General features: G+C 72.8%; 17 protein-coding genes. 10 read left to right on the top strand and 7 right to left on the bottom strand.

The annotated features are described in order from the left end of the window. From ACWGDE_RS24210 to ACWGDE_RS24195, 4 genes are all read left to right on the top strand, one after another. A partial coding sequence (locus ACWGDE_RS24210; RefSeq protein WP_453391106.1) for a C1 family peptidase occupies positions 1-1,814 on the top strand: 1,814 nt, incomplete at its 5' end. 50 nt (positions 1,815-1,864) lie between these two features. Further along, positions 1,865-2,182 carry a protease inhibitor I42 family protein gene (locus ACWGDE_RS24205; protein WP_453391105.1) on the top strand — a complete coding sequence of 106 codons (318 nt, stop codon included), beginning with the start codon at positions 1,865-1,867 and terminating at the stop codon, positions 2,180-2,182. An 82-nt stretch (positions 2,183-2,264) separates the two neighbouring features. Continuing rightward, on the top strand, positions 2,265-2,915 hold the full coding sequence (locus ACWGDE_RS24200; RefSeq protein WP_453391104.1) for a GntR family transcriptional regulator: 651 nt from the start codon (positions 2,265-2,267) through the stop codon (positions 2,913-2,915). Further along, the gene (locus ACWGDE_RS24195; RefSeq protein ID WP_453391103.1) at positions 2,912-4,366 is read left to right on the top strand and encodes an MFS transporter; all 1,455 of its coding nucleotides are present in this window, start codon (positions 2,912-2,914) and stop codon (positions 4,364-4,366) included. Before ACWGDE_RS24200 ends, ACWGDE_RS24195 begins: the two co-directional genes overlap by 4 nt. Positions 4,367-4,593: 227 nt before the next feature. On the opposite strand, the gene ACWGDE_RS24190 is transcribed toward ACWGDE_RS24195, so the two are convergent. Then, on the bottom strand, positions 4,594-5,241 hold the full coding sequence (locus ACWGDE_RS24190; protein WP_453391102.1) for a helix-turn-helix domain-containing protein: 648 nt from the start codon (positions 5,239-5,241) through the stop codon (positions 4,594-4,596). Positions 5,242-5,320: 79 nt separating this feature from the next. After that, the gene (locus ACWGDE_RS24185; RefSeq protein WP_453391101.1) at positions 5,321-6,151 is read right to left on the bottom strand and encodes a maleylpyruvate isomerase family mycothiol-dependent enzyme; all 831 of its coding nucleotides are present in this window, start codon (positions 6,149-6,151) and stop codon (positions 5,321-5,323) included. 155 nt (positions 6,152-6,306) lie between these two features. Between ACWGDE_RS24185 and ACWGDE_RS24180 the strand changes: the two genes are divergently transcribed. Together ACWGDE_RS24180 and ACWGDE_RS24175 are read left to right on the top strand one after the other, a co-directional pair. Beyond that, the gene (locus tag ACWGDE_RS24180) at positions 6,307-7,086 is read left to right on the top strand and encodes a carbon-nitrogen family hydrolase (RefSeq protein ID WP_453391100.1); all 780 of its coding nucleotides are present in this window, start codon (positions 6,307-6,309) and stop codon (positions 7,084-7,086) included. A gap of 55 nt (positions 7,087-7,141) precedes the next feature. Continuing rightward, a complete protein-coding gene (locus tag ACWGDE_RS24175) occupies positions 7,142-7,873 on the top strand; it encodes a hypothetical protein (RefSeq protein ID WP_453391099.1) in 732 nt (243 codons plus the stop codon). 32 nt (positions 7,874-7,905) lie between these two features. Here the strand turns inward: ACWGDE_RS24175 and ACWGDE_RS24170 are convergent, their stop codons facing one another. Then, a complete protein-coding gene (locus ACWGDE_RS24170; protein WP_453391098.1) occupies positions 7,906-8,463 on the bottom strand; it encodes an LURP-one-related/scramblase family protein in 558 nt (185 codons plus the stop codon). Between the two features lie 32 nt (positions 8,464-8,495). Here ACWGDE_RS24170 and ACWGDE_RS24165 point away from each other — a divergent pair, with 32 nt between their 5' ends. After that, positions 8,496-9,296, top strand: coding sequence for a hypothetical protein (locus ACWGDE_RS24165; RefSeq protein ID WP_453391097.1), 801 nt, complete (start codon positions 8,496-8,498; stop codon positions 9,294-9,296). Between the two features lie 28 nt (positions 9,297-9,324). Further along, positions 9,325-9,855 (top strand): DUF4240 domain-containing protein, encoded by a 531-nt coding sequence (locus tag ACWGDE_RS24160; RefSeq protein ID WP_453391096.1) that lies wholly within the window; start codon positions 9,325-9,327, stop codon positions 9,853-9,855. A gap of 14 nt (positions 9,856-9,869) precedes the next feature. Here the strand turns inward: ACWGDE_RS24160 and ACWGDE_RS24155 are convergent, their stop codons facing one another. Beyond that, a complete protein-coding gene (locus ACWGDE_RS24155; RefSeq protein ID WP_453391095.1) occupies positions 9,870-10,715 on the bottom strand; it encodes a reductase in 846 nt (281 codons plus the stop codon). A 71-nt stretch (positions 10,716-10,786) separates the two neighbouring features. Between ACWGDE_RS24155 and ACWGDE_RS24150 the strand changes: the two genes are divergently transcribed. Next, on the top strand, positions 10,787-11,674 hold the full coding sequence (locus ACWGDE_RS24150; protein WP_453391094.1) for a LysR family transcriptional regulator: 888 nt from the start codon (positions 10,787-10,789) through the stop codon (positions 11,672-11,674). A 12-nt stretch (positions 11,675-11,686) separates the two neighbouring features. Here ACWGDE_RS24150 and ACWGDE_RS24145 read toward each other — a convergent pair whose 3' ends face one another. Continuing rightward, entirely contained in the window at positions 11,687-12,592 is a 906-nt protein-coding gene (locus ACWGDE_RS24145) for a DUF2199 domain-containing protein (RefSeq protein WP_453391093.1), read from the bottom strand. 105 nt (positions 12,593-12,697) lie between these two features. After that, positions 12,698-13,267, bottom strand: a complete 570-nt coding sequence (locus tag ACWGDE_RS24140) for a Uma2 family endonuclease (protein ID WP_453391092.1) — start codon at positions 13,265-13,267, stop codon at positions 12,698-12,700. A gap of 133 nt (positions 13,268-13,400) precedes the next feature. Here ACWGDE_RS24140 and ACWGDE_RS24135 point away from each other — a divergent pair, with 133 nt between their 5' ends. Beyond that, positions 13,401-15,242 (top strand): NHL domain-containing thioredoxin family protein, encoded by a 1,842-nt coding sequence (locus ACWGDE_RS24135; RefSeq protein WP_453391091.1) that lies wholly within the window; start codon positions 13,401-13,403, stop codon positions 15,240-15,242. A 20-nt stretch (positions 15,243-15,262) separates the two neighbouring features. Here the strand turns inward: ACWGDE_RS24135 and ACWGDE_RS24130 are convergent, their stop codons facing one another. Then, the gene (locus ACWGDE_RS24130; protein WP_453391090.1) at positions 15,263-16,273 is read right to left on the bottom strand and encodes an SMP-30/gluconolactonase/LRE family protein; all 1,011 of its coding nucleotides are present in this window, start codon (positions 16,271-16,273) and stop codon (positions 15,263-15,265) included. Positions 16,274-16,471: the final 198 nt, after the last annotated feature.

The following is a 16,471-nucleotide window of genomic DNA, read 5'->3' as shown; positions in this document are numbered from 1 at the left end:
GGCCCTCGTTGGGCCTGGGGACGGGGTCCTTGCTCACGCCCGCGGAGGCCGCCCCGCCGGTGGACCTGCGGGAGCTCATAGGCCGCCCGAGCGGCAATCCGCACCTCACCCGGCGCAGGGCGGCGCACGGCCTGCTGCCGGACACGGGGACGGCGACGGGGGCGCGGGCGCGGGCGACGGCAGTGGCCTCCGCGGCGGTCCGGCCGGCCGCCGTGGACTGGCGCACCCGCTGGGGCTGGCCCTGGATCACCAAGGTGAAGGATCAGAACCCGTGCAGTTCCTGCTGGGCGTTCGGGGCGGCCGGCCTGGTCGAGTCGATGGCCCGCATCGAGCACCACGTGTGGGCCGAACGCTCCGAGGGGGACGTGCACGACGGGCTGCGGGCGCCCTGCGGGCAGGCGGGCAGCCCCGAGGCGGCCCTCGACTGGATCAGGACCAACGGCGGTCTCGCCGACCCGGACTGCTGGCCGTACTCGCCGCCCCCGCCGGGCACGCCCGCCGACCGCCGCGACGCCTGGCGCGCCGAGTACACGCCGAGCTGGGACCGCTCCGGGCGCACCGTCCGGATCACCGACTACGTCCGGCTCGGTGACGTGGAGCAGCAGAAGGTGTGGCTCGACACGGTCGGTCCGCTGACGGCCTGCTTCGACGTGTACGACGACTTCTTCGGCCTGGGCTCCGGCGTCTACCACCGCACCAGCGACCGCTTCGCGGGCGGCCACTGCGTCCTGATCACCGGGTACGACGACGCGGCGGGCTGCTGGCTCTTCAAGAACTCCTGGGGACCCGGCTACCACGTGGGCGGCCACGGCCGGATCGCGTACGGCGAGGTGAAGATCGACCACTGGGCCAAGTGCGGTCTGCACGGCACCAACATCGACCCGTGGAGCAAGCGCCGCCTGCACTCCGGGAACGTCTACGAGAGCGGCAACGGCCGCGCCCACCGCAACTTCGAGATGGCCGCGCGGGGCACCGGCGGCTCCCTCCAGCACTGGTGGCGCGAGGGCGAGGCCCCCTTCCCGTGGTCCCGGGGCCGGACCTTCGCCTCCGACGCCTCCGGTCAGCCGGCCTTCACCGGGACCACGTACAACCGGAACATGGAGTCGCTGCACGTCACCACCGGCGGCCGGCTGCGCCACTGGTACTACGAGCAGTCCGGCGGCGCCTGGCGCGACGGCGGGGCCTTCGGCCCGGGCGACGCGGCGATCGGCTCGACCCCGGCCTTCATCCAGAGCGACTACGGGGCGCCGGGCAACTTCGAGGTGGTCGTCCGCACCGCCGACGGCTGCCTCAACCACTGGTGGCGGATCAACGGCGCCCCCTGGACCTGGAACGACGGCGGCCGCTTCGCCTTCGGCATCGCCCACTACGGACCCGCCCTGGTCCAGACCCGCTCCCGCCACCTCGACCTGGTGGCCGCCCGTACCGACGGCCGGATGCAGCTGTGGTGGCGCGACGACCCGAACGGGTTCGCCTGGCGCCCCGGCGAGATCTTCGGCAACGGGGTCACCTCGGCGCCCTGCATGATCGAGGCGCAGTACGGGGCCGCCGACGAGGACACCGCCGGGAACTACGAGCTGTGCGTGACCGGGGCGGACGGCCGGATCGAGCACTGGTGGCGCGGCAACGCGGGCGGCGTCGCCTGGCGGCGCTCCGCGGTCTTCGGCCACGACGTACTGGCCGTCACCGGGATGCTTCAGGGCAGTTTCGGGTTCAACCTGGAGGTGATCGCCCTGCGCACCGACCGCCGCCTCCAGCACTACTGGCGCGACGGCGCGGGCTGGCACGAGGGGGCCGTGATCGGCCCGGCGTGAGGGGCTGCCCCGGTCGGCGGGGCCCGCGGTCCGGGCCGGGAGGAGTGCGCGTGGAGGTACGGGAGGTGGTGCTCGCCCCCGGTGAGCCGTACGAGCTGCGGCTGACCGGGCGCGGTGCGCGCGGCTACGTGTGGACCTGGCAGGTGACCGGGGACGCGGACGCCGTCTCCGTGTCCGAGGGCCCGCCGCCGCCCGACCCGGCGGGGCCGCCGCTGCCGGGGGCGACCGTGGAGCGCGTGTACGTCGTACGGGCCCGCGCGGACGGCCGGGCCCGGATCCGGTTCGCGCAGGTCCGGCCGCCGTACCCGCAGGAGGCCCCGTACGACGAGTTCGTCCTGGACGTGGTGGTGGCGACGGCGGGGGAGTGAGGGCCACCGGGGCCGCCCCCGGTGAAGGTCCGCATCGTGGACGGGCGGCGGCTTGCACCTCTGTTGTATCTATGCTGTGCGCATGCCATCAGCCACCACCGCAGTGACCGCCGCCGAACGCGTCTACCGACACGTCAAGGAGGGCGTGCTCGAACGCCGCTACGAGGGCGGGGTCCTGCTGACGGAGGGCGAGCTCGCCGTCGCCGTCGGGGTCTCCCGCACGCCGGTCCGCGAGGCCCTGCTGCGGCTGGAGACCGAGGGGCTGCTGAAGCTGTACCCGAAGAAGGGCGCCCTGGTCCTGCCGGTCTCCGCACAGGAGATCTCCGACGTGATCGAAACCCGGCTGCTGGTCGAGGAGTTCACCGTCCGCCGGGCCGTGCCCGCCCCGCCCGGACTGCTGGACCGGCTCGCGGAGCTCATCGAGGACCAGCGCCGGCTCGGCGCCGCCGGCGAACTCGGCGCGATGATGGCCGCGGACCGGGCCTTCCACGCCGAGATCGTGCGCAGCGCCGGCAACCAGATCCTGTGCCGCCTCTACGACCAGCTGCGCGACCGCCAGCTGCGCATGGGCGTCGCCGTGCTGCACGCGCACCCCGACCGCGTGGAGCGCACGCTGGCCGAGCACGCGGAGATCCTCGACGCCCTGCGCGCGGGCGACGCGGAGACGGCCGCGGCGGCGGTACGGGCGCACGTGGGCCGGGTCGCGGAACTGGTGCGGGGGTCGGCCCGATGAGCGCGCAGGCGCACGTCGTGAAGGATCCCCCGGGCGGCCGCAAGGCGGTCCTGGTGTGGTCGATCGGCGTCGCCGTCTACTTCGTCGCGGTCATCTTCCGCACCAGCCTGGGCGTCGCCGGCCTGGAGGCTGCCGACCGCTTCCACGTGAACGCCTCCGCGCTGTCCACGTTCTCCCTCCTGCAACTGCTGGTCTACGCGGGCATGCAGATACCCGTCGGCCTGATGGTGGACCGGCTCGGCACCAAGAAGGTGCTCACCCTCGGCGCGGTGCTCTTCACCGCCGGCCAGATCGGCTTCGCGCTCTCCCCCTCCTACGGGATGGCCCTGGCCGCCCGCGCCCTGCTGGGCTGCGGCGACGCCATGACCTTCATCTCCGTGCTCCGGCTCGGGACCCGCTGGTTCCCGGCCCGCCGGGCCCCGCTGATGGCGCAGCTGGCCGGCCTGGTGGGGATGGCGGGCAACCTGGTCTCCACCCTGGTGCTGGCGCCCGTGCTGCACGGGATCGGCTGGGTCCCGGCGTTCGGGGGCAGTGCGGTGGCGGGGCTGGTGGTCCTGGTCCCGCTCGTGCTGTTCCTGCGCGACCACCCCGAGGGCCACGAGCCCGCGCCGCGGGCCGCCGGGGCGGGGGGCTCCGGGGCGGGGGGATTCGTACGGCGCCAGATCGCCGACTCCTGGAAGGAGCCCGGCACCAGGCTCGGCCTGTGGGTGCACTTCACCACGCAGTTCCCGGCGATGGTGTTCCTGCTGCTGTGGGGCATGCCCTTCCTCGTCGAGGACCAGGGGCTCTCCCGCACCACCGCGGGCGGGCTGCTGACGCTGGTCGTCGCCTCGAACATCGCGCTCGGCCTGGTCTACGGGCAGATCGTGGCGCGGCGGCAGTCCGCGCGCATCCCCCTCGCCCTGGGCACGGTCGCGCTCACCGCGCTGCTGTGGGGCTCGGTCCTCGCCTACCCGGGGGACAGCGCGCCGATGTGGCTGCTGGTCTGCCTCTGCATGGTGCTCGGCACGTGCGGTCCGGCCTCGATGATCGGCTTCGACTTCGCCCGTCCGGCCAACCCGCCGGAGCGTCAGGGCACCGCCTCCGGGATCACCAACATGGGCGGTTTCATCGCGTCCATGACGACCCTGCTCGCGGTGGGCCTGCTGCTCGACGCCACGGGCGACGACTACCGCGTGGCGTTCTCGTCGGTCTTCGTCCTGGAGGTGTTCGGCATCGCCCAGATCCTGCGGCTGCGCGGCCGGGCGCTGGCCCGCGAACGCGAGAGGTCGGCGGCGGTTTCGACGGCGGCCGCGGTGGCGGTTCCGGCGCCGGTTCCGGGCCAGGTGTCCGTGGCGCTGCCCGCACAGGCCGTCCCGCCGGCCCCGGACTCCTCGGCCACCGCCGTGGCCGCTCCCGGCGCCGGCGCCGGCGTCGGCACCCCTGCCGACGCCGGCCCTACACGGACCTGAGGGGTGTCGTGCCGGCCCGCGTACCGCGGACGCGGACCGGGTGGGACAGACCCCCGTCCTTTCCCACCCGTCCACCGGTCCTGCCGTCGGCCCGTGGGTCCGTTCCTCCGCTGGGCGGAGTCGGCTTCAGGCCAACGAGTGCCGAGCTTACGAGCGCGCGGAGCGCCCGGGTGTGCCGAGCGCGCAGGGCTCGTTGACATTGCGCGCAAGCGCAAGAGAAACCACTGCTAGGCCGCCCTGTCCGCCGCTTCTTCCGCCGCGTCCTGTGCCTCCGCCGCTGCCTTCTCCGCCGCCTTCTCCGCCGCCCGGGCCACCGCCGCGCGGCGGAATCCGCTGGGGCTCTCGCCGTACGTATCGCGGAACAGGCGGCTGAAAACCGAGGCGTTGGTGAACCCCCAGCGCACGGCCACGGCGTGCACGGGGACCGTCGGCTGCCCGGGGTCCGCGAGGTCCGCGCGGCACCGTTCCAGCCGGCGCCTGCGCACCGAGGCGGCGACGCTCTCCCCGCGCTCCTGGAAGAGCAGTTGGAGCCGGCGCAGCGAGATGTGGTGCCGGGCGGCGACGACGGAGGGGCTCAGCTCGGGATCGCCGAGGTTGTGGCCGATGAAGGCGTCGATCCGGGCCAGCAGGGCCTCGGTGCGGGCCCGTTCGTCCGGCTCGTCCTCGGCGCCGAGCCGCCCGGCGAGGGCGGCCCCGACCAGGTCGAGGGCGACGGCGCCCAGCCGCTCCAGCTCGGCGGGCCCGCACTCCTCCCCGTGCACGGCCAGCGAGCGCATGTACTGGGCGAGGATCGCCCCCATGCCGCTGTCGGTGGGGATGCGCTGCGCGAGGAACCAGTCGAACCGCTCCGCTGCCGGTACGGCAGCGGACGACACCTTCGTCCACACCTGTGTAGAACCCTTTCCGCGCTCCGCCCCCTCCGTGATCAGGGACGGCAGGAGCGCGGCGACGGTTCTACGGAGTCACGGAGAAGTGCGCCAGGATGGCCTCCGCCAACGCCTGGTCCCCCTCGATCTTCACCCGGTCGGCGACCGCGTGCGCACGCACCCGCCCGGCCGCGAGGCGCACGTACGTCTCCCAGTCCAGCGTCAGCGTCACCGCGGGTCCCAGCGACGGGGCCTTGTCGATCGTGCCGCGGCCCTCCGCGTCGACCCGTACGGTCCGCATGAACTCCAGCTGCCCGTGCACGTCGATGACGACGGCCGAGTTCGCCGGTGCCCCCGCCTTCTTCGCGACCACCTTCGGCAGCCCGGCCAGCAGGAGGTCCCGTGCCACGTACGCGCCCGGGGAGTCCCAGTTCCCCGGCGCCCCCAGCGCGGCCCGCAGGTCCTGCTCGTGGATCCACACGTCGAAGGCGCGCAGCCGCAGCGAGTGCTCCAGCGTCGCGGGCTCGCCCAGCGGTCCGCGGATCATCGTGTCCGGATCCCGCTTCTCGTTGCGCAGCTGGCGCGAGCGCCGGATGATCGTGTACTCCAGCTCGGAGGTCATCTCGGGAGCGGTGTGGTGACGACGTACGTCGACCTGCACTTCCATGTAGCGCGAGAACTCGTCGACCACGTGGCGCAAATCCCTCGGCAGGGTGTGGATCGGCCGCGGATCGCCGAGCTGCTCGCACTCAATACCGATGATGTGTGACACGACATCACGCACGGACCAGTTGGGGCAGGGTGTCGCCCGGCTCCACTCGCCCTCCGTCAGCGGAAGGACCAGCTCGGATATCGCCTCGATGGAGTGCGTCCACGCGTCGGCATAGGGCTGAAGGCTGGGATGCGGATGGACGGTCAACGGGACCCCTCGCGTGCTGTTCATTGGCGCGTTGGCGCGTTCTGGAAGCTTGTGCAATGGCTTCAAAACTACGCTGCCGGAGAGCACCCCGGCAGTGCTTTCGTGTGACGATCGTAGGCCCGAGTTGACGGCTTGAATGCCAGGACGGTGGTACTGTGCGCGCTTCCCTGATCCAAATCGCGGTGAATGAGGGGGAGTCGGTGGGTTCCCGCCGCTCCCGCGCCGCCGACCTCGTACGCGAACAGTCCGGCTCCGATCTCGTCGTGCTGCCCGAGCTGTGGACCGTCGGGGCCTTCGCCTACGAGCAGTTCGAGACGGAGGCGGAGCCGCTGGACGGCCCGACGTACGAGGCCATGTCCGAGGCGGCCGCCGACGCCGGAGTCTGGCTGCACGCCGGTTCCTTCGTGGAGCGCGCGGGCGACGGCTCGCTCTACAACACCGCGCTCGTCCTCTCCCCGACGGGCGAGCTCGCGGCCACGTACCGCAAGATCCACCGCTTCGGCTTCGACCAGGGCGAGGCCGTCCTGATGTCCGCCGGGGAGTCCCTGACCACCGTCGCCCTGCCGGAGCAGACCCTCGGCCTCGCCACCTGCTACGACCTTCGCTTCCCGGAACTGTTCCGCGGCCTGGTCGACGCCGGGGCCACGACGATGGTGGTGGCCGCGGGCTGGCCGGCCCGCCGCCGCGCCCACTGGACCCTCCTGAACCGCGCCCGGGCCGTCGAGGACCAGTCGTACGTCCTCGCGTGCGGCCTGTCCGGCACCCACGCGGGCGTCGAGCAGGCGGGCCACAGCCTGGTCGTCGACCCGTGGGGCGAGGTCCTGGCGGAGGCGGGCCCGGGGGAGGACGTCCTGACGGTGGAGCTGGACCCGAAGAAGGTCGCCGAGACGCGCGACCAGTTCCCGGCCCTGAAGGACCGCCGCCTGGGCGTCTGACCCGGTGGGGTTTACTTGTGCGAAGTCGGCACGAGATCAAGGGTGAGTACGGGGCATGGCGGACGGGGACATAGGGGACGCGGCGGAGCCGGCTTCGGACGCGGCCCCGGGCGCGGCCCCGGCTTCGGACGCGGCCCCGGACGCCGCCCCCGTCGAGCGGGTGCACCGGCTCCAGCGGTCGATGGCCGGCGCCGCCGCCCTCCTCGCCGCCGTCATGACGCTCTGGACCCTGTTCTACCCGCCCGCGATGATCCTCGTCCTCCCCTTCGTCGCCATCACCTGGACGCTCTTCCTCCGGGACGCGCGGGCGTTCCGCGCCATGTGCCGCGGCGTCGGCGCGGTCGTGACCGTCCTCGGTGTGGTCCTGGCCTGCTTCGGCATGTTCGTGATGATCCCGTCGGCCGTGATCCTCCTGCTGGCCGCCTCCGCCGACCCGCGCCGCCGTCCGGTCCTGGCCCGGGTCTGCGCGGGTCTCACCGCGGTCACCGCCGTCACGGTGCTGGTGGCCGTGGCCCCGCTGGCCCGGGACGTCATGCGGCAGCCGCACGCCTACTCGGTGGTGATCCCGGGCAACGCGTACGGCGACGACGGCCGGGGCCCGGCGTCGGAGCTGTGGCAGTACGGGGTGACGGGCACCGTCGAGACCGGCCTCGACTCCGGGACCCGGCTGGAGGTCACGTACGACGAGGACCTCACCGGAGCCGAACGGGCCGCCCTGCGCGATTACCTCGCGGCGATCCCCGGGGCGGGCCCGGTCGAGGCCTGCGGCCGGCTCGGCTGCGGCTAGGCGGGTCGGGGCGGTCGGGGCGGTGGGGGCCGTCAGGGCCGGCCGGGCCGGGTCGGGGCGGTGGGCCGGTCGGAGCGCGCCTCCTCGCCGAGCTCCCGGTCCCCCTCCCGCTCCTTCTCGGCCATCCGGATCACGCACACCGCGACGGCGACCAGCAGCGCGGCGTCCGCGTCCTCGCGGATCACGTCGACGGCGTACGTCTCGCGGATCCGGTACCACTGGCGGGAGATCAGGGCGAGCAGCTCGCCCTCGTACTCGACCTTGAACTCCCGGTCCAGGACGCGGCCGCTGACATCGAGCTCGGTGCCCTCGTTCAGGGTCACCAGGTAGTGGTTGCGCAGCAGGGAGAACCGCTTCTTGCGGATCACCGCGAGCCGCCGGTCGTCCCGCTCCAGCGTCATCGCGTCCCGCAGGGCGAACAGCTTCTCCCGCAGCGTGATCAGGATCCGCCCGTCGGGGTCCTTGAGCTCCAGGGTGTCCCGGAAGCGCAGCGCCTTCCCGTCGACGAGGAAGGCGTGCCGGCCGTCCTCGTCCTCGATCCAGTAGTCGTCCCCGACGGCCAGCAGTTTGTCCCGAACCAGGTATTTCATGCCGCCATCGCTGCCCGCGATAGGTTGCAGCCATGCCTCTGCTCTACGTGACCGACCTGGCGTACCCGGCGCGCGGCCGCCGCTACTGCGACGAGGACATCTTCCTCACGGCGCGGCTGCGCGAGCACTTCGACCTCGCCCTGTGCCACCCCCTGGACGCCGAACGCCTGATGCCTGCCTTCGACACGGTCGTCGTCCGCAACAGCGGCCCGGTCATCCACTACCAGCAGGCCCACGACTCCTTCCGCGCGGCGGCCCTCGCCTCCGGCATCCGCGTCTACAACCCGCTCACGGGCCGCGGCGACATGGCGGGCAAGGGCTACCTCCTCGACCTGACGGCGGCCGGCCACCCGGTCATCCCGACGATCGACGACCCGGCCGACCTCGCCCTCCTCCCGCCCTCGCCCACGTACGCGGTGAAGCCCCGACAGGGCGCCGACTCGATAGGCCTGGTCTTCACCCCGCACCCGGACTGCGCCCCGGGGGAGTTCCTGATCCAGCCGCGCGTGGACTTCGCGTACGAGGTGTCCTTCTACTTCGTCGACGACGCCTTCCAGTACGCCCTGTACGCCCCCGACCCGCAGCGCCGCTGGGAACTCGTCCCGTACGAGCCCACCCCCGCCGACCTGGCCTTCGCCCGCGGCTTCATCGCCTGGAACACCCTGGACCACGGCATCCAGCGCGTGGACGCCTGCCGCGCCCCCTCGGGCGAGCTCCTCCTGGTCGAACTGGAGGACCTCAACCCGTACCTCTCCCTGGACCTCCTGCCCCCGGAAACCCGCGAAGCCTTCGTAACGGCCCTGGTCCGCTCCCTCCACGCCTTCGGCGCGTGATGTCAGACCCGGCTGCGAGGCTCGGGCCATGGACAAGCAGACGTTCTGGAAGCTGATCGAGACGGCCCGCGCCGGCGTGGAGGCCGACCAGGTGGCGGTGCGGGCGGCGGAGCTGCTCGCGACCCTCCCGGAGGCGGAGGTGGCCGCCGCCCAGCAGGTGCTGTGGGACCTCCTGGCGGAGTCCTACCTGGCGCCGCTCTGGGCCGCCGCGTACGCGATCAACGACGGCTGCTCGGACGACGGCTTCGACTACTTCCGCGGCTGGCTCCTCACCCAGGGCGAAGCGGTCTTCACCGCGGCCCTGGCCGACCCGGACTCCCTGGCGGACCACCCGCCGGTCCGCGATGCGGTGGCCCGGTACGGATTCCTGGAGGACGAGGCCGCCCTGTCCATGGCCTGGCGCGCCTACGAGTCCGCGACCGGCCGCGAGCTCCCGGACTGCTTCACGATCCGATACCCGCCCCTGGACCCGGCCTGGGACTTCGACTTCGGCGACACGGAGGAACTCGCGGCCCGGCTGCCCCGGCTGAGCGCCCTCCTCGGCTCGACGGGTCCGTAGTCTTCCGGCCGCCCTCACCCGGTCCGCAGGGCCTCGACGGTCTCGGAGACGGCGTCCGGCAGCCAGTCCGCGACCCGGTCGAACGTGAAGCCGAGTTCCGTGGCCCGGGAGTTGTCCATCGCGTACGCGCGGTCGAAGGAGAACGGCGAGGCGGGGGCCCCGCGCGGGACGGTGCGGTAGCGGGGTGCGCGGCCGATCCGTTCGGCGACGGCCTCGGACAGGCCGAGGACGTCCAGCTCCCCGTCCGAGGCCGCGTTCACCGGCCCCGTGAACTCCCGCGCCCCCGCCCAGTGCAGGAACCGGGCGATCTCGTGGTGGTGGACGAACGACGTGGGGCACGGGGCTTCGTGCACGGCCACCGGAGTCCCGGCGCCGATCCGCTCCACGTAGTGCGCGAGGCGGCCGGTGAACTCCGCCCGGCCGCCGCCGAGCACGTGCGCGGTGCGCACGGCGACGAGGCCGAGGGAGGGCTCTTCCCCCAGGACCGCCTCCGCCCGCCGCTTGCCCTCGGCGTAGGCGAGCGCCTCGGCGGTGGGCGGCGCGGGGTCGTGGACCTCCATCGTCGAGGTCATCACGTACCGCCCGGTGCGGCCGGCGAAGACGCGGCGGGCGACGGCGGCCTGGAGCGGCGTGTAGAGGACCTGGTCGAAGACGACGTCGAAGGTGCGGCCGCCCAGCGCCGCGAGCAGTTGCTCCTCGTCCTCGCGGTCGGCGACCAGGTGGCCGACGCCCCGGGGCGGGGCGGCGGAGCCCCGGTTGAGGACGGTCACCTCGTTCCCGGCGTCCCGCTCCAGGGTGACCAGGTGCCTGCCGAAGTACCGGCTCCCACCGATGACGAGGACCTTCTTCTGCTGCTTCATGCACGGCACTCTGCCGCTGTAGCGTCCCCAGCAGAACTACCGAGATGCTGAACCGGCCGTAAGGAAAACTGATGATCGACGTGCAGAAGCTGCGCATCCTGCGGGCCGTGGCCGAGCACGGCAGCTTCAACAAGGCCGCCGGGGAGCTGCGGCTGACCCCCTCCGCCGTCTCCCAGCACATCGCCGCGCTGGAGCGCGGACTCGGCCACCCCGTCGCGGTGCGCAGCACGCGCGGGGTCACCCTCACCGAGCCGGGCCGGCTGCTGGTGGAGGCGGCGGAGACGATCTCCGCCGAACTCGACCAGGTCCGCCACGCGATCGACCGGATCACCGCCGAACGGCCCCGGCTGACGCTCGCCACCTTCGTGAGCGGCGGCCGCCACCTGCTGCCGCGCGCCCTCGCACGGTTCGTCGCCGCGCACCCGGAGGTGGAGCTGACGGTCCTGGAGGCCGAGCCGGAGGAAGCGGTCCCGATGGTGCGGGCCGGCGCGGCCGACGTAGCCCTCACCTACCACTTCGACGGCCCCCTGCCCCTGGGTCCGCGGACCGGGCTCGACTGGCTCCCGCTGATGGACGACCCGCTGTCCGTGGTCCTGCCGCCCGGCCACCGCCTCGCGGACCGCGAGTCGGCCACCCTCGCCGAACTCGCCTCGGACCGCTGGGTGCTGGGCTGCCTCAAGACGGAGGCGTACCTGCGCCGGTACGCGGAACGGGCCGGCTTCGACCTCAAGGTGGCGGCCTCCACCACGGACTACTTCTTCGCCCAGTCCCTGGTGGCGGCGGGAGTGGGCGTAGCCCTGATCCCCCACGTGGCCCTCCCCGCGACCACCCCCACCGAGGTCTCAACCCTCACCATCGACCCCCCTCGCCCAACCCGCCACATAGGCCTCCTCACCCCCCACGGCCCCCGCCGGAACCCGTACACGGAAGCCCTGACGAAGGCCCTGACGGACGTATAGGGCTCTTCCGGATCAGAGCGGAGCAGCCCAGGCGAGGGACCTCCAGACCTGCTGGGCCCAGGCGAGGTCTTCGGGGTTCACATGGGTGCAGGACACTCCGGCGGCGGTGCCGGAGGCCGGAACAGTGAATCCGTAGAACTCGTACCGTTCCCCGCCGTGGTCGTTCGGGGTCAGCCAGAAGGCGTAGCGGATGCCGCCGGGCAGGGGCTCGGTCAGCCGCTGCTCGGGAAGTCTGTCGGGGGCGCCGGAGAGCAGTGCGCTGAGGAAGTCCTCGGGTGTGCGTGCCTGGACGTTGTCCTTGAACACTCTCACGGAGGCGCCGCGGTCCGGCCCGGTGAACAGGTCCGCGCCGTCGGCGAACCGGGCGGTGAGTCCCGCGCTGCGGATGACGGACCAGTGGTCGCCGAGGTCGGTTCGCACGTCGACGGGGAGCTGGTGGGGGAAACGGCTGAGGACGTGGTCCCGGTCCCAGGTTTCCTCCAGCACACGGATGGCGGTCGTGTGGTGGCCCACGACGAGGCAGGGCAGCTCACCGGGGTCGGTGACCCGGGCGGTGAACGGGGCGCCCAGCAGATCGTCGCCCCAGGGCTGAATCCTGTTGCAGAGCCTTCCCCTGAAGGTGAGATCCGCGTACCGGTGGTCAGCCCAGTGGTCGTGGGCCTTCCGGAGAGTGGCGTCGTCGACCTCCAGCCATGTGCCGAGGACGAGCTCCGTGTCGTGCGTCAGCCGGACGGGCAGGAGGCAGCGAATGAAGGAGCCGACGCCGTCGACCCGGAGGAGCGCGGAGGGGCCGAGCCGGTGCAGGGCCTCTTCGGGTGCGGTCAGGGCAGCGTCCGGCAGGTTGAAACCAACGTCGATACGCCGCTCGTCCGTAAGGGAGTCGCCGCAGCAGGCACAGGAGGACAGGTGGCTGGTCACGTCGCCAGCCTAGGGAGCGCCCCCACAGCCTCGAATCTCGGGGGCGCACCCGGTCCGGCTCCTCGTTTCGTTCATCTGGTCGGGCAGTTGTCCGAAGGAAGCGTCCTAGAGCTTGCTGGTGTCGAGTTCGATCCCGAAGGGCGCGGGCAGGTGCACCGCCGTCCCGAAGGGATGTGGCCCGTCCGCTTCGGTGTACCCGAGCCGCCCGGGCTCGGAGAACAGGGTGACGGTCCTGTCCATCCGGTCGACGAGGAGGTAGAGCGGCGCACCGTACTCCGCGTACCGCTTGCGCTTCACGACGCGGTCGGTATCGGCGTTGGACTCGGAGGTCACTTCGACGATCAGCAGTGTCTGGTCGGGTACGAGTGCGTCGGCACCCTTGGCGAGGCCCTCGGGGACGACCGCGATGTCGGGAACATACCAATTGGGGGATCGGGGAAGGTCCAGATTGCCGGACCCGGTCACGCACCCGAGTTCGAGGACCCGTCGATAGAGCTGGTACCGGATGTGCTCCGCGGCATGCTCGTGGTCCCAAGTCGGTGGTGTCACGGCGTCCCCGCCCCCTTGGATGACGCCCTCGACGATCTCGACGCGGTCGCCCTGCATGTGCTGGATGGCGTACTTCAGCGCGTACTCGGGATCGATGCCCTCGCTGTAGTCGTGCGCGGTGGTCATGCCGGACGCCTCCTTCGCTGCCTGCGCTCAGCGTCCCACGGGGCCCCCGCCGACGTCGTCACCCCGGCGGGTGCCGCCGGTCCTGCCGTACGCGCGTGATCCTGCGTTCATGCTCGGATGGCAAGCTTGAAGCATGAACGATGCCGCCCCGGCGCCCACCCCCGCGCCCGCGCCCCGCCGTGCCCGTGTCCGTGCCCCCGAGCTGATCGGCAAGGGCGGCTGGCTCAATACCGGTGGGAAGGAACTGACCCTCGCCGAACTGCGGGGACGGATCACCATCCTCGATTTCTGGACCTTTTGCTGTGTGAACTGCCTGCACGTCCTCGACGAGCTGCGCGAGCTCGAGGAGAAGCACCGCGACACCGTCGTGATCATCGGGGTGCACTCGCCGAAGTTCGTGCACGAGGCCGAGCACGCCGCCGTCGTCGACGCCGTCGAGCGGTACGGGGTGCACCACCCCGTGCTCGACGACCCCGAGCTCGCCACCTGGAAGCAGTACGCCGTCCGCGCTTGGCCCACGCTCGTGGTGATCGACCCCGAGGGGTACGTCGTCGCGCAGCACGCCGGTGAGGGGCACGCGCACGCCATCGCGCGGCTCGTCGAGGAGCTGGAGGCCGAGCACGAGGCCAAGGGGACGCTGCGGCGCGGTGACGGGCCGTACGTGGCTCCCGAGCCGGTCGCGGGTGCGCTGCGGTTCCCCGGGAAGGCGCTCGTGCTGCCGTCCGGGAACTTCCTCGTCTCCGATTCGACGCGCCACCAGCTCGTGGAGCTCGCCGCCGACGGGGAGAGCGTCGTGCGCCGGATCGGCAGCGGGGAGCGGGGCTTCGGAGGCGAGAGCTTCAGCGAGCCGCAGGGGCTCGCGCTGCTGCCCGACGGGACCGTCGTGGTCGCCGACACCGTCAACCACGCGCTGCGCCGCTACGACCCCGCCACCGGGGCCGTGGAGACCGTCGCCGGGACCGGGCGGCAGTGGTGGCAGGGTTCCCCGACCTCCGGGCCGGCCCTCGAGGTGGACCTGTCCTCGCCGTGGGACGTGGCCTGGTGGCAGGGCAAGGTCTGGATCGCCATGGCCGGTGTTCATCAGTTGTGGACCTGGGACCCGGCCGACGGCACCGTCGCCGTCGCCGCCGGGACGACCAACGAGGGGCTGCACGACGGGCCGGCCGCCGAGGCCTGGTTCGCCCAGCCGTCGGGGCTCGCGGCCGCCGGGGACCGGCTGTGGATCGCCGACTCCGAGACCAGCGCGCTGCGGTACGTCCACCCCGTGGAGGGGGGCGACGGCTACGCGATCAGCACCGCCGTCGGCACCGGCCTCTTCGACTTCGGCCACCGCGACGGCGACGCCGCCCAGGCGCTGCTCCAGCACCCGCTCGGGGTCACCGCCCTGCCCGACGGCTCGGTCGCGGTGTGCGACACGTACAACCACGCCCTGCGCCGGTACGACCCGGCGACCGGGCAGGTCACCACGCTCGCCACCGATCTGCGCGAGCCCAGCGACGCCGTGCTCGTCGGCGAGGACATCGTGGTCGTCGAGTCCGCCCGGCACCGGCTGACCCGGCTGCGGCTGCCCGAGGAGGCGGTACGGGTGGACGCGGTCGCCCACCGCACCCAGCGGGCCGCCACCGAGGTGGCCCCCGGCACGCTCCGCCTCGACATCGTCTTCCAGGCCCCGAGCGGGCAGAAGCTCGACACCCGGTACGGGCCTTCGACGCGCCTGCTGGTCTCCTCGACCCCGCCCGAGCTGCTGGCGGCCGGGGACGGGGCCGGGACCGACCTGTTCCGGGAGCTCGTGCTGAACCCGGAGGTCACCGAGGGGGTCCTGCACGTCTCCGCGATGGCCGCCTCCTGCGACGACGACCCGGAGAACGAATACCCCGCCTGCCACGTCCACCAGCAGGACTGGGGGGTGCCGCTCCTGGTCACCTCCGGGGGCGCCACCCGCCTGCCGCTGGTCCTGGCCGGCATGGACGCGTAGGACCGGGCCGAGAACACGCCCTAGCCCTCGTGGCCCCCGTGGCCGTCCTCCTCCTCGCTCCCTTCCAGGTGGGCGAGGAGGAGGTTCGGGTCGCGCTGGGTGTTGAAGGCCGCGCTGGGGACGTAGACCCTGTGGTGGCGGATCGCCACCGAGGTCGGGTTGGACAGCCCGTCCTGCGGGGTCAGCAGGATGCCGTGGGTTCCGTCGGGCCGCACCAGGGCGACCTCGCTGGTGGAGTTCAGCGCGGCGAGGGCCGTGTCGTCGTGCCCGGGGAAGGCGAAGTCGTCGATCCCCGCCAGCCCGGATGCCCTGACCGCGATGGCGCCGGCCGATCCGTCCTTGCGGACCGGGATGCGCAGGAGCGTGCCCCGGTCGTAGTTGGAGACCCAGACCGCGTGGTCGTGCACCTTGATGCCGTTGGCGCCGATGAACGCGGTCGGTTCGAGGGCGGCGCCGGTGGCCCACGGCGTCACCTCGCCGTCGTCGAGCGAGATGCGCCAGACCGTGCCGAGGACCGAGTCGGCGGCGTAGAGCACGCCGTGGTGCTCGTCGAGGGCGAGGCCGTTGGCGAAGCCGTTCGGCGGCAGGTCGGTGAACTTGGAGAGCTCGCCGTCCGGGGTGATCCGGTAGATGCCGGTCTCGGCCGTGCCGGTGAGGTAGGGGACGTAGAGCGTCCCGTCGTGCGTGCGCACGATCCCGGTGACGACCGCGATGCCGAGGAGAGGCGTGGCCGGGTTCGCGACGGCCGGCAGGGTCGCCAGGATCTCGGTGCCGCCGTGCCGGGAAACCCGGGCGACCTGCCGGGCGAGGGCGAAGGTCAGGTCGGCGGAGCCGTCGGGCTCCAGGGCAATGTTCTCCGGCGTCTGCCCGGCCGCGAGGTCGAAGTGGGCGACGATCCGCGGGTCCGTGAGGGCGTACGAGGACTTCGGCGGCGCCGGGGGCGGCTGGGTGGCGGCGCCGGCGGTCGGGGCGCCGGCGGTGACGGCGGCGGACGTGAGCAGGGCGAGGGCGACGGCGACGCTGCGGATCACGGGGGCTCTCCTTCTCGACCGGGCGCCGAATGCCCGGCGTGACGAGAGCCAGAAGACCATGACGCATCGTCACGAGCCGGGCACCGTGCGGCGGGAGACCGTGAGCATCGCCCGCCCGGCCGAGAGGGAGCGGAGAGGGTGCCGGGACTGAGCCCGGACGGAGCCCGGGACGCGGAAGGCCCGCCGGGGGTGTTCCCC

The organism is Streptomyces sp. NPDC054956, from assembly GCF_053609185.1.
Note: the sequence above shows the minus strand (reverse complement) of the source record. Positions and strands in the feature narration are given on the sequence as shown.

What these genes read in the sequence shown, in the direction of transcription:
- ACWGDE_RS24200 (WP_453391104.1), top strand. Translation starts at nt 2,265, where the DNA reads ATGCCATCAGCCACCACCGCAGTGACCGCCGCCGAACGCGTCTACCGA.
- ACWGDE_RS24195 (WP_453391103.1), top strand. Translation starts at nt 2,912, where the DNA reads ATGAGCGCGCAGGCGCACGTCGTGAAGGATCCCCCGGGCGGCCGCAAG.
- ACWGDE_RS24175 (WP_453391099.1), top strand. Translation starts at nt 7,142, where the DNA reads ATGGCGGACGGGGACATAGGGGACGCGGCGGAGCCGGCTTCGGACGCG.
- ACWGDE_RS24170 (WP_453391098.1), bottom strand. Translation starts at nt 8,463, where the DNA reads ATGAAATACCTGGTTCGGGACAAACTGCTGGCCGTCGGGGACGACTAC.
- ACWGDE_RS24165 (WP_453391097.1), top strand. Translation starts at nt 8,496, where the DNA reads ATGCCTCTGCTCTACGTGACCGACCTGGCGTACCCGGCGCGCGGCCGC.
- ACWGDE_RS24160 (WP_453391096.1), top strand. Translation starts at nt 9,325, where the DNA reads ATGGACAAGCAGACGTTCTGGAAGCTGATCGAGACGGCCCGCGCCGGC.
- ACWGDE_RS24155 (WP_453391095.1), bottom strand. Translation starts at nt 10,715, where the DNA reads ATGAAGCAGCAGAAGAAGGTCCTCGTCATCGGTGGGAGCCGGTACTTC.
- ACWGDE_RS24150 (WP_453391094.1), top strand. Translation starts at nt 10,787, where the DNA reads ATGATCGACGTGCAGAAGCTGCGCATCCTGCGGGCCGTGGCCGAGCAC.
- ACWGDE_RS24140 (WP_453391092.1), bottom strand. Translation starts at nt 13,267, where the DNA reads ATGACCACCGCGCACGACTACAGCGAGGGCATCGATCCCGAGTACGCG.
- ACWGDE_RS24135 (WP_453391091.1), top strand. Translation starts at nt 13,401, where the DNA reads ATGAACGATGCCGCCCCGGCGCCCACCCCCGCGCCCGCGCCCCGCCGT.